Below are 12,876 nucleotides of genomic sequence, written 5' to 3'. Positions count from 1 at the left end.
CTTTAAAACTCTTTGAGAAAAAATAAATTGGTACAAAACCTAGTGGCAAAATATACAAAACCCGCTGGCAAGCTACATTGAGAAAAAATAAATTGGTACAAAACCTAGTGGCAAAATATACAAAACCCGCTGGCAAGCTACATACATACAAACTGGCTGGGGAACTTGGATTCGAACCAAGATTGACGGAGTCAGAGTCCGCTGTTCTACCATTAAACTATTCCCCAATAAGCCAATTTTACCATTTCTAGCAGATTCTATAGTGTAGGCAAGTGCAAAAAATCTTTAGATTATCGATAATAAAGAGCGATAGGGATATCATTATAATCCCCGTAGTGGCGGTCTCAATATTTTAGCATATAGCAATAAGCGAGTAAAAACATGTAAATAGAGCACACCGCGAATGGAGGCATCACAAACTCTTGTTGAAATATTCTCTAATATAGGTGTATCATGTCAGGCAGTTACTACTAAATCATGGAGAATTTATGAGTAATATTCCTACTTATCCTGTTACCCCAAACCTACAGTTGGTATACGTTTCAAACATAGAGTACTCTACGGCTTTTTACAAATTCATCTTCAAGAAAGAACCTGTGTTTACCTCGCCACGCTATGTTGCATTTGCTTCTTCGGGGGACGCTCTCTTTGCTCTCTGGTCTGGGGACGATACGCCTGAGGAAAATGCACCTCGTTTTTCAGAAATCGGCATTATGTTGCCTACTGGAGAGGACGTAGATAAGCTCTATGCGGAATGGAAAGAGCAAACCACTGTTGAGATAAATGTTTTGAAGGAACCGTATACTGATGTATTTGGACGTACCTTCCTAATCAAAGATCCAGACGGACATATTATTCGTGTTTGTCCACTGGATTAAAAAGCTTGAGATCTGATCTTTAATTGTCTGAATTATAATACCTGAATTATAATAATTGTCTGTTTCCAAAACCTATAAGCTATGCAAGCTAAGAGGCTTACTTACGACGCGTGGCTTATCCGTTCGGTGCTGTTCCACTATATTCAGCCCCACAACCTGCCTGTTTCCACAGGCGGTCTAATTGGCTTGGACATCAGTCGGCGTTATTGCATGGCCAGCGATCAGTACTTGTAAAATCATAGAAGCTATCCCTCATCGCACTTATATTGAGTCTTTTATTGGAATGGGAGGAATATTCTTTACAAGGAAATTGATATCTTTATGAAGTTAAAAAGGTATTGTACATAAAAACTAATAAAATCAATATATTAAGTACAACTATTTTATATGAATCCACTTAAGAAGCCCTACTTTTATGCATGTTTGAATTGATCATTTTTTATATAAGATTGCCATGGATGTATAGACTATAAAAAGCAAATCATGATGCAAATACTATAACGCATAGGTGCATTCAAATGAAATGAAAAGCGGTTATCATTCATAACAGGTCATAAATTTTATGATACGTTTTTATTATAGCACAAATCACATTGTTTTAAATTTCAGTCGTTTGGAATTATCGATAACATAAATTGTATACGTTTAAGAATGGATGTGTTTTGCTCTTTATTTGAGTGTAACCTTAAAAGGAATAATCGTTTGAAACTATCATAAGCTTATAGATTTAGTTCATAAAGATTGCATAAAAGGATTTAAAGACAAGATCATTTTTAAAAACACTTACTAAAAAGTTAGTAAATGATAGGCAGGCATTATATAGATACTATCATCACAATATAGAATGAAAATCACAATATTATGTTTTATGAAATTGAAAGCCTTTTAATGATATAACGCAAGCAAGTGAGAAAAAACGTTTAAAAGTTACAGTTTAAAAATATGAAACCAAATGAGTGCTCCCCAAATTTTGGAGGCACCTATTGAAAAAAATGAGGCAGCAAAATTCAAAACCATTGTAACATCTAAGGTATGGGATTTTATTCAATTTTGAGTCAAAAGCTATAATGTTTAAAGATGGCTATTCTAAAGATAACGCCTCCAAAATTGGATTGGTTAATTTTGCCAACTCAAATTTGAGCTGGTTAATTTGCAAAGAAGTTACATTTGAGTGCAAAATGAAAAGATACTTATGAAAGCCTTATTGAGAAGACATTCATTTAAGATGCATTTTCTTTTGATTGGATTGATAAAGTTACCAAGCGTTTATAGATTCTATAATGCTAATGAATGATATCAAAATCATAGCGATTATTTACGTTTCTTTTGATAAGTTTTCATATTTCTAAATAGAGCACTTGCAATATGATACGTTTTGTATATATGAATTTATTACTCCATTGTGGATGATTCATTTGAATCTTATAATCAATATCTGAAAGCCGCGTCATATCATTTGGCTCGGCTTTCTTTTTTGAATTCTCTCTTTAGATAGGTTTATAGCTATTAGATAAGGCTTTCCCATAAACAGAGCCAGATATACGTGTATTACTATGGAAAGGATTTATTTGCGAGAGGATTACCAGACAATGTTTGCTTTGCTTGCGCAAGAGAAAAATTCTTCTCTCTCAATGATGTGTCTCAGATCCGAAAAATCTTTAGCCAATTTAAGATAAAAGAGGTTGGCACATCTTATACATGTGGTTCAAAGAATCCGCACCGGCTCAAGAGCTTATCATCTCAAATTGCAATTTTTAGAGGAAGAGAAAATATGCATTAAAGGGATTTTAAATAACCCTTGAAAGTTTTTGAAGATCCTTTGAAAAAAATAAATTGATGCAAAATCTGCTTTCAAATTATACAAAACCCGATGACAAGCTACAATCATTAAATACGGGCTGGGGAACTTGGATTCGAACCAAGATTGACGAAGTCAAAGTCCGCTGTTCTACCATTAAACTATTCCCCAATAAGCCAATTTTACTATCCCTAGTAGATTCTATAGTGCATGCAAGCGCAAAAAATCTTTATGATTATCGATAATAAAGAGCGATAGGGATGTCATTAATTGTTTTGATTTGAATATCGACATCATAAATGTCTTTAAGAATTTCTGGTTGCATAATTTCTTTTGGAGTCCCACAATAGGCCGCTTTCCCATTTTTCAATGCAACAATCATATCTGAGTAAGATGAGGCAAAATTAATATCGTGCATAACAATAAGAATGGTTTTTTTCAATTCATCAGCTGTGCGGCGTAATTGCTTCATCATAGAAACCGCATGTTTCATATCCAGATTATTTAATGGTTCATCTAAAAGAAGATAATCAGTGTCTTGGCAGATAACCATGGCTATAAAAGCGCGTTGACGCTGACCGCCAGAAAGTTCATCTAAAAAACGGTCTTTTAAATCTTGTAAGCCGAGATAGCGTAGCGCACTGTCGATAAATTGTTTATCTTCATGTGTATACCAGCCTTTTGAATAAGGATAGCGTCCGAAACTTACTAAATCGTACACGGTTAAGCGAAAAGACAAAGGATTTTCTTGACGCAGAATTGAGAGTTTTTGAGCCAAAATATCGTGGGGCATTTTATCAATATTAAAGCCGTCGATATGAATTGTACCATTATGGTGTGGCAAAAGACGTCTTATCAGCATTAAAAGAGTTGACTTTCCCGAACCATTGGGCCCAATAAGAGAAATAATCCCCCCTTTTGGAAGATGAAGGCATAAATTATCGATAATCAATCGTGTTCCGTAAGCCTTGGAAAGATGATTGATCTCAATCATTTTAGTTTTCCCTTCATCAGTAACATTAAGAAAACAATTCCCCCACAAAACTCAATGATAAAACTTAAACGCCCTGCCATATGAAAAATTTGTTCTAAAATAAATTGTCCCCCCACCAGACAAATAATAGCCAATAATATTGCAATTGGAACAACAATACTGTGTTTTGCTTGAGGAGAAAGTTCATAGGAAAGGTTGGCAACTAACAGTCCAAAAAAGGTGACGGGGCCTACTAATGCGGTGGAAATGGATACGAGAATGGAAACAAAAATAAGGACAGCTGTCGCACTTTTGTGGTAATTAACGCCAAGATTAAGAGCATTTTCACGTCCCAAAGCCAAAATATCAAGAAGATGACGGGAATGCCATCCAATCAGACTCACAATGAAGACAATGATTGTGGCAAAGCTTATTAATGGTGTATTGAATTTATTAAAATTTGCAAACATAATATCGGTTAAATTCATCATTTGGTCTGGATTTAGTTGCAATTGCATAAACATCCGTAAACTGAAAAAAAATCCGCCTAAAACAACACCGATTAAAAGCGTCAAATGAAGTCCTTTTAGGCTTCCTGAAAAGAGCCAGCGAAAAAGGCTTATTGAAAAAAGGATAAGAATGAGGGCTTCAAGAACAAGCTGTCCTTCTTCATTCAAAAAGGGCAAAGAAAGAGAGCCTACAAAATACATTAGGGCAGTCTTTATTAAAATATAAAGCTGATCAAATCCCATAATTGAAGGAGTAAGAAGACGGTTATTAACGATTGTTTGAAATAAAACCGTGGAAACGCTTATTGCATAGGCAATAAGAAGTAGAGAGGAAAGTTTTGTAAGACGAAATTTCCATGTATAAACATTGATATTCCACGTCATGTAAAGACTAATGACAGTGCATGCTATGATGATAAGTGTTGTTAGTACACATATTGTTTTTCTTCTTCTATCCAAGACGCTTTCTCCAGCGTAAAAGCAGTATCATAAAAATAAAACTACCGATTACACCCATTATGGTGCTGATGGGAATTTCAAGAGAGGGATGAATGATTCGTCCTAAAAGATCACAAATCAAGACCAATCCTGCACCGCTGATGGCCACCCAAGGAGCGGTATAGCGCATATTATCTCCCATGAAACTTGAAACAATATTTGGAATAATCAACCCAACAAAAGGAATACGGCCAATGGTACACACAACAACAGCAGTGATTGAGGCGACAATAAAAAGACCAAAAAACATGACAACACGATAATTCAATCCAAGGTTATTGGTTAAATCTTCTCCCAAACTTGCAACCGTAAAGCGATCAGCAGTACAATAGGCCAGAATACAAAGGGGAAGAGATAGCCATAAGAGTTCATATTTTCCTTCAAGAACCATCGAAAAACTGCCAAATAAGTAAGCTTGAAGAGAAGGAAGTAACATTTCATAATCTGCAATGGCATTGGTTAAAGAGCCAATAATATAGCTTAGCATAATCCCTGTAAGGGGTACAATGAGAGCAGATTTTAGAGGAATGCGTCGCAATAAAAACATAAAAAGTAAAGTGCCTACCATGGCAAAAATTGTCGCAACGACCATTTTTCCTAAAACAGGAATATCGGGCCAAAAAATCATAATAAAAAGAATGCCAAGGGAAGCAGATTCAATGGTTCCAGTGGTTGATGGTTCGACAAAGCGATTGCGTGTTAATAGTTGCATAATCATGCCTGAAAGTGCAAGTGCTGCGCCTACTAAAAGGATTGCAATGGTACGAGGAAGACGTGTTTGCCAAAAAATAAGCCACGCATGGGGATCGGCTGCAAAAAGGTTAGAAGGTGTGACATCAGAATAACCAACAAAAATGCTGAGGATAGACAGGAAAATTAGAAGTGTTATGGTTATCCAGTAATTCTTCACGTTAAATCATTTTCTAACAAAATATACAAAAAGCAAAGACTGCTTAATAAACAACCTCTGCTTTTAAATTTTATTTATATAGCAAGCAAGCTCTTTCGTGCGCTTATTTGCTCTTTGTAAAGGCTTCATTGATCTGCTGTGCGGTTTCAATGAGTGCTGTTAAACCACCATTTGCACGATACCAACTCCAAGAGTCCAAATAAATAATTTGGTTTTGTTTGCTTGCTGTTGTGCGGTGAACAAGCTCATTGTTGAGCAATTGTGCTGCGGATTGTCCTTCCCGTCCAATGGCTGCATCGCGATCAATTACTAACAACCAATCAGGATTGGTTTCAAGAATGAATTCAGGAGAAATGAGTTGTCCATGTTTTTGCACGGTAAGTTTATCGGTTGCAGGGGCAATTCCAAAAGCGGAGTGAAAAATATCGAAACGTGATTTTGGTCCGAAAGCACTGATTTTTCCACCAGAGGTCATGAGTATGAGCCCGGTGCCTTTTCCTTGGGTATTTTTACGGACTTCAGCAAAAGCTTCATTGATTTTTGCAATTTCCTTTTCTGCTTCTTGTGTTTTACCAAAAATTTTTCCAAGGATAGACACATTTCGTTTTATATCTTCAAGAGAATTTTCGTTTTCTACGGTTAGATCAATTGTTGGGGCTATTTTGGATAAGTCTTTATATTTTGCTTGAGTTCTGGAGGAAATAATAATCAAATCGGGTTGAAGAGTGGCAATTTTTTCATAATCTGGCTCAAAAACGGTTCCAATTCTTTCATATTTTGCATCGTCAAATTGTTGCAGATAGGAAGGTTTTTTTCCTTCAGGAAGGCCGATAACTGCTTGGATACCAAGGCGATTCATATTATCTAGCGAGGCAAGATCAAACACAACAACCTTTTGGGGAGAAGTGGGAACAGAAGTCGTGCCTGAAACATGATCAATTGTTATATTTGTCTGGGTACTCGTATTTGCAATACTCGTATGCGTCCACAAAATCGTTGCAAAACTAATTGCAACCAGTAAAACAGAAGTCATCCATTTCATATATTTTATCATCGTGATTTTATCCTTTTATCTAATATTACAAGGGTTTGTGCACTTAAAAACTTAACTTTGGTATTTTTATGCACAAAATGACGCACTGATAAATAACACTATGTTGTAAAGTTGACTAACATATGTTACAAACCGTTCACTTACCTCATTTTCACTTAATTCTAGTGTTTTTGCAACATTATTTAGAAAGTTTGACATATGATCAATGTATTTAAAAAGCGTACACGTTTGTACGCACTGACAACAAGTGCTTTCTTCTTTTTGCAAGGTGTAGATGTTTCTATGGGGAGTGGTTGGTTCTCATTCTCTTCGCCTGTATTATCTCCATTTGCGTCATTTGTTCCTAATTCAATTACATCATCTGTCTCTAATGCAATCGCTGAAAAGGTAGTTTCACTTGCATTGGATACAGTTAAAACATCTGTCGCTGACTCAATCTCTTCTATCTCTTCTATAGTTCCAACGCCTGAATCTCTAGTTACAGGACTATCTTCAGCATTGCAATATTTAGAAGTACTCGTTGAACCTAGATTAGAAGCAAAGGGTTCATTGCCTAGAGCGTACGTTTCTATAAGACAACTTCCTGGTTCACGAATACCTCTTTTTGCGCTTTTTCCTAAAAACGATATAAATATGTGTGAAGATAGTTCTGGTGAGTCAGAGCATGGATCCATTATATGTGTAGACGGTGAAAAACATACAATAAAAGGAGGTACGATTCGTGTAAAAAAATACGGTGATAATGCTGTGTTTGCAGTGGGTCGTCTTGTTATAGATAATGCGAATGGTTCGCGTTCTAGCGTTGTAACGGGAGGTGCAGGTTCCAGAACTGCCAGAACTGCCAGAACTGTTAATAGTCTTGTAGGAGGGAATACCTCCGGACGTGTAAGTGTTGTTGACTCTTCGCGTTCTGGCGTTGTAAGGGGACCTTTATCCAAAACTGTAAATATTGCTAAGGCGACAAGTGTAAAGGTAGAAGGTGTATCTATCGTTGGTGTAGATCCTAAAAGCTTTAATGCTCAAACTGCTGTTATGGGGTTTGGGAGTGCTGTATTGTCGTTAGCAGGTGCAAAAGTTGAATTGCTGAAGTCAAATATCGAGAACTTTGTTACTGGTCTTGAGGCTGGGTACAAAGGAAATATTCATATGAAGGAAGGAAGCATCAAAAAAACTTTTTTGGGTGCTACAGCTAGTTTTGAATCGTCTATTTTTTTAGAGGGAACAGATATTAATGTGGAAGTCGTTAATGATAAAGTACCTCTGAATGTAGTTGGTTTACATAGTTCTGGTAGATCTCAAATAACGATGAAATCTGGATCAATTACTTTTGCAAAAGGTGGTGTGGGGATTTTGGCGGAAGACGAAGGATTTGTTACACTAGAAGATGTTAGAATTCATATTGCTGAAAAAGAGAGAAACAATGAGGAATCTCCAGAAGGAACTTTAGGTGGAGAGGCTGCTTCTAGTGTACTGGATCCGAGTGTTGTTTTTTTATTGGAAGATGGTTTTGTTTCTTCTAATCGTGTAATCTTTAACGGTTCTAATGCTATTGTTCTATGGATAAATAGTAATTACGGTATTGAAAATGGTCTCTTTGGTGTCATTAATTTAAGGTCTGGTCCTGGAAAGGTCGATAGTTTTACTGAATTTGTTGAGAATACTTTTGCTGATGACTATGCTAGCATTAGGTCTGCTATCAATTATTCGGTTATTACAGTAAAAGATAGAGGCTCGTATGGTATATATTTTGGTGAAAGTGAACCAGAATTCGAAAAAAGAAGTTTAGAAACGAATAATCAAAGTGAAGAAGGAGAAGAATCAAGTGCTAGAGTTAGAAGAAGTAGTGATGTTGCAGGAGCAACTATAGCTACAGTAACTACTGGAGGTGTTGTAGAAAGCCAAGCATCTTTCTCGGAAGAACCAGAAGTAGATGGGAGGCATATGGTTCTTTTAAGACGTTCTGTTCTCAAGGTTCCAGATGGTGTGGCCATTTATGGTAACGATTCGAGCGGTTCTGTTGCTTTAGGACAAGACACATTAGTTTCTGGTGATCTATTATTGCGTGCTACAGGTTCTTCTAGTTTGAAGGTTTTTGCTCATGATTCTAGTATTGTAGGTTCTGCACGCATTGATAGAACCGCGAGTGCAAACCTTTTTTTATCTCATTATTCAGAATGGCATTTAGCAAAAAGTAAGTATAGTAATGAAGCTTCGGATACAGATTGTATAGATTCTTGTGTTTCGTCTATAGATCTCAAAGATAGTGTTATTGCGTTTTTACGATCTGAAAATAGAGATGGAGGTTATCAAACACTTCGCGTTGGGGATGGGAACGGCACGGTTTACGCTGCTTCTGGAGATTCTTATATTTACTTTAATGCGCGTTTAGTTCCTAATACTTCGGATAGTGATCAAATGTCTGACAGGCTTTTGATTCATGGTGATGTTGCTGGAAAAACGATAGTGCGTGTAAAAGATACTTCAGAAGGAACACAACAAGATGATAAGCAATCTCATAGTATTTCAATTATTCAGGTCTTTGGACAAGCAGAGGCGGATTCTTTTAGGCTAGACGGTGATTATATTACACGAGAAGGGTTGCCTTATAAGTATGTTCTTCGTGCTTATGGTCCAACCATTTCTTCTTCGGAAATACAACCTTTTGATGAGAAATTAATTGCGAGTAGTGGAAATGCGAATAGTAGAAGTGTTTGGGATTTTCGCTTAGAAAATCAATATGTTGTTCCTCGTGTTTCTAATACTGTCACTGACGCTCGTGGAAGAGGAGATAGTGGTGGTTTGGCGGAACCTTCTGTGTCTGGAGAATCTGGAGCTATAATTTCTCCTTCAAGTGTTTCACTTTTGAGATCTGATACAGGTGGTGTACATCAGGAATTTGCATCTATAGGATCGGCGGCTGCATCTGGCGTAAAACCTAGTGGACCTGTTGGGCGTGTTCTTGTATTGGGTCGTTCTGGTGATGGTGATGTTTCTTCTCAGTGTAATGATATACAGAACAATAGCGAAGAGAGTAATGCTGTGGAGAAAGCTCTTTATGCATGCGGTGATGGTAAGACACATACAATAAAAAATCTTATACTGAAAGGGAATGATAAAGTTCAGCATTCTATGCATGCACAGAATGAGAATACAGTTATTAAGTTGGAGAATGCTACAATTATGGGGGGGGGTGATAATGAAAGCAATGTTGATCTTACTGAATTAAAGGCTATGAGTGCTGTTCTTGCAGAAGATAGCGCAGAGGTCGTTTTGGAAAAAAATTCAACAATTCAATCTTCTCTAATTGGTCTTGAAGCGCAAAGGGGCGGAAAGATTACGATGAACGCTGGAACAGTCAATGCGCGTTATGTGGGCGCTTTGGCAGGTTCTGGATCATCTGTTAATTTAAAGGATACGACAATTAACGTAATGGGGAATTTGGCTGTGACTGGTCTGGCGAGTCAGGTTGGTGAGATAACTATGAATTCTGGAACTATTACTCTGGAAAAGGGAGTAGCAGTAAGGTCAGAATCTGGGGGCAGCGTTAAATTAGACAAAGTGAGAATTATTGCGAAAAAAGGACAGGATAAGTTAGATTCTGTAGATAACTTTGGGCGTGCAGCTTTTCTGTTGATTGATAATGGTTCTGTTGATTTTAAAAATGGGAGTGTTGTGACTGATGCTCATGCTTTGTGGATTGTGAATGGTAGTGGGAATGAGACGACTTCTCCTAGAAAAAAGAGATCATCTGACGTTCGTCCTACTATGAATCACGTAAATATCGAGTCTTCTACTGTTAAAGTGGAAGGTGAAGGAACCTATGGTATATATTTTGATGGTCTAACGCTGAAAGAAGGGAGTGAGAAAACTCGAAGTCAGAATCTAGAAACTGCGCAAACAGGCGTTGCTAAGCGGAGTACTGTGTCCAAACAGGAAAAAACGCCTATAGGCATAACAGGGACAGTTTCGTTGAAAAAAACTGATTTTGAAGTTGCAAATGGTATAGCTATCTATGGTAATAATTCTGGTGGTCGTGTTTCATTAGAAAATAAAACAACTCTTGCTGGTGACTTGTTATTAAAAGCCGAGAATGATTCGAACATATTGGTTTCAGTTGATAATTCTATTGTTACAGGCGGTGTTCGCGTTGATAAAAATTCTTATGCAAAATTAGACTTGGCTAATAATTCACAGTGGATTCTAAAAAGAAGTGCACAGAGGAATTTGGGGACTCTAGATTCAGGATGTGTGGATTCATGCATTTCTTCTGTAAGTCTTGTAAATAGTGCTATTGATTTTGCACCTTCGGAATCTGAAGGAAAATATCAGACTCTCCATATTGGAAATGGGAAAGGAACTGTTTATGCGGCACAGGGTAATGCTGTAATTCATCTCAATGCACGTTTAAATCCTCGTGATCGGAGTGATCAGCAAGTCACTGATCGGCTTGTCATTCATGGTGATGTTTCTGGAAAAACAAAAATACATGTACGAGGTGATGCGGGCAATGTAGGAGATGGTAAAGCGAATGCCAAGATTGCTCATACTGTTTCAATTATTCAGGTCTATGGTCAAGCGAAGAAAGACTCTTTCCAACTCGATGGCAATTATGTTGCACTGAGAAACTCACCTTACAAATACACCCTTCGTGCTTATGCTCCAGAAGCGACTTCGAAACAGGAGCATGTTCAGCAGAAATTTGTTAAGGATGGTGGAGAATTTTGGAATTTCCGTTTAGAAAATCAGTATGTTAAGTCTGTTGGATCTGCTGCCCTTCCTGAACAATTTGTAAGGTCTGTTGTTCCACAGGTTCCAACTTATCTCAGCTTGCCTAATAGTGTATTCCACGCTGGTTTGATGGATATTAGCAATCAAAATAAGCAATTGGAGACGTTGCGGATGACTTCTACAGGAATGGTAGAGGTTCGTGAAAATCCCGCTTTATACTTGCGCGGCTATGGTGGAAGTTACCGTTATGCTTCAGATCTGTCCGCACTTGAATATGGTTACGGAGGTGATCTTAGTTATAATGGTGTAGAGGCAGGTGTTTTGCTGCAAACTATTGAAAATGCTGATAGTGCTATATCCTTTGGCGTTATGGGAACTTATGGAAAACTTTCTCTGCAGCCTGTGAATGTTGAGCAAAGCCAGAAGAGTGCATTTGATAAATGGACTGTTACGGTATATGGTAGCATGCAGCATAATGTTGGCTTCTATGTCGACGGTCTTTTATCCTATGGTCTGTTCAAAGGTGATGTTCTCACCCTTGCACGGGGTAAAACAGCAACATTAAAAGGTAATCCTTTGAGTGTTTCTTTAGCTGGTGGTCAGACAATTATGACAGGATATAAGGGCTTTGTCTTTGATCCGCAGGTTCAGGTTGTGTATCAACATCTCCAGTTTAATAAGGCCCGTGATATCGACAATTTTAATATTGAAATGGGTAACCTTAATCAGTGGGTAGCACGTGTTGGTGGACGCTTAACCAAGATTCCTACAGGTTCTGAAGGCGTGAATGCTATTGCTTTCTATGGTAAGCTTTATCTTGCTCATGGTTTTGAAGGAAAACAGTCTGTGCATTTCAATGATGCTTTCAAGTTAGGAGCTTTTGGTTCTTCTCTAGAGGCTGGATTAGGTTTTAATGCCAAATTGTTGCCACAGTTCTCTCTGCATGCTGATATTCTCTATCAACATAAGCTTAATAAGGCTGGTTTTTCGGGAACAAGTTTTTCCGGAGGAATACGTTACCAGTTTTAATATAAGGTACACTATGTACCTTTTTAGAAAAGGCAGCACATTGTGCTGCCTTTTTTCTTTGTAACAACTTGTGTTGTCTTTAAAAGATTTTCGTCTTCTTGATTGAGCAAAAAAAAACATAGTTTTTTGTGTATGAGAGCACTTTTCTCCGCTAAAGCGAATTTTCTTAAAATTTATGCTGCTACTGATGCGATAGAGTGCTTCGCTTTTATCGGCTTTTTAAGCGTTCAGCAGACCGGTATGCGTTACGTGATCCTTTTTGATACTGTATTGATATTATCTAATATAATATTTGATGTTTTCTAAAGCTCGTTTTTGAGAGTTTGTTTTTTACGGATTTAAATCATTGTTTCATTCATCTCTTTGTGGATTAATTTTTAAAGTTCACAAGGCTAGATTGTGTTTTTAATTAATTGCACGCACTGGTTTCATTTTTTCTTTACACGAAATACAGAATGCATTATACACTTATAAATTGTGTTTTGTTGTTATTCTCTTA

At 37.2% G+C, this 12,876-nt stretch carries 6 protein-coding genes, 2 tRNA genes and 2 pseudogenes; 4 read left to right on the top strand and 6 right to left on the bottom strand.

The window, feature by feature from the left end; all coding sequences use genetic code 11:
• Window positions 1–153: 153 nt before the first annotated feature.
• Window positions 154–227 (bottom strand) — tRNA-Gln (locus tag ACFIQC_RS07575).
• Window positions 228–488: 261 nt separating this feature from the next.
• Between ACFIQC_RS07575 and ACFIQC_RS07570 the strand changes: the two genes are divergently transcribed.
• The 3 genes and pseudogenes from ACFIQC_RS07570 to ACFIQC_RS07560 all read left to right on the top strand — a co-directional run.
• The gene (locus ACFIQC_RS07570) at window positions 489–878 is read left to right on the top strand and encodes a VOC family protein (protein WP_375706967.1); all 390 of its coding nucleotides are present in this window, start codon (window positions 489–491) and stop codon (window positions 876–878) included.
• A 232-nt stretch (window positions 879–1,110) separates the two neighbouring features.
• Window positions 1,111–1,200: pseudogene (locus ACFIQC_RS07565) on the top strand (DNA adenine methylase); the annotation flags it as partial.
• Window positions 1,201–2,430: 1,230 nt separating this feature from the next.
• Window positions 2,431–2,636: pseudogene (locus ACFIQC_RS07560) on the top strand (DNA adenine methylase); the annotation flags it as partial.
• 140 nt (window positions 2,637–2,776) lie between these two features.
• Here the strand turns inward: ACFIQC_RS07560 and ACFIQC_RS07555 are convergent.
• From ACFIQC_RS07555 to ACFIQC_RS07535, 5 genes are all read right to left on the bottom strand, one after another.
• Window positions 2,777–2,847, bottom strand: a tRNA-Gln gene (locus ACFIQC_RS07555).
• 64 nt (window positions 2,848–2,911) lie between these two features.
• Window positions 2,912–3,670, bottom strand: coding sequence for an ABC transporter ATP-binding protein (locus ACFIQC_RS07550; protein ID WP_375621640.1), 759 nt, complete (start codon window positions 3,668–3,670; stop codon window positions 2,912–2,914).
• Entirely contained in the window at window positions 3,667–4,617 is a 951-nt protein-coding gene (locus ACFIQC_RS07545; protein ID WP_375630290.1) for an iron chelate uptake ABC transporter family permease subunit, read from the bottom strand. The genes ACFIQC_RS07550 and ACFIQC_RS07545 overlap by 4 nt, the downstream gene beginning before the upstream one ends.
• Entirely contained in the window at window positions 4,610–5,566 is a 957-nt protein-coding gene (locus tag ACFIQC_RS07540; protein WP_375613670.1) for an ABC transporter permease, read from the bottom strand. Before ACFIQC_RS07540 ends, ACFIQC_RS07545 begins: the two co-directional genes overlap by 8 nt.
• 103 nt (window positions 5,567–5,669) lie before the next feature.
• A complete protein-coding gene (locus ACFIQC_RS07535) occupies window positions 5,670–6,620 on the bottom strand; it encodes a siderophore ABC transporter substrate-binding protein (protein WP_375612402.1) in 951 nt (316 codons plus the stop codon).
• A 198-nt stretch (window positions 6,621–6,818) separates the two neighbouring features.
• Between ACFIQC_RS07535 and ACFIQC_RS07530 the strand changes: the two genes are divergently transcribed.
• Window positions 6,819–12,377: an autotransporter outer membrane beta-barrel domain-containing protein gene (locus ACFIQC_RS07530; protein ID WP_375706966.1), complete on the top strand. Its 5,559-nt coding sequence runs from the start codon at window positions 6,819–6,821 to the stop codon at window positions 12,375–12,377.
• Window positions 12,378–12,876 lie beyond the last annotated feature (499 nt).

Source organism: Bartonella sp. AA126HLJHH (assembly GCF_042197425.1).
Classification (GTDB): domain Bacteria; phylum Pseudomonadota; class Alphaproteobacteria; order Rhizobiales; family Rhizobiaceae; genus Bartonella.
Note: the sequence above shows the minus strand (reverse complement) of the source record. Positions and strands in the feature narration are given on the sequence as shown.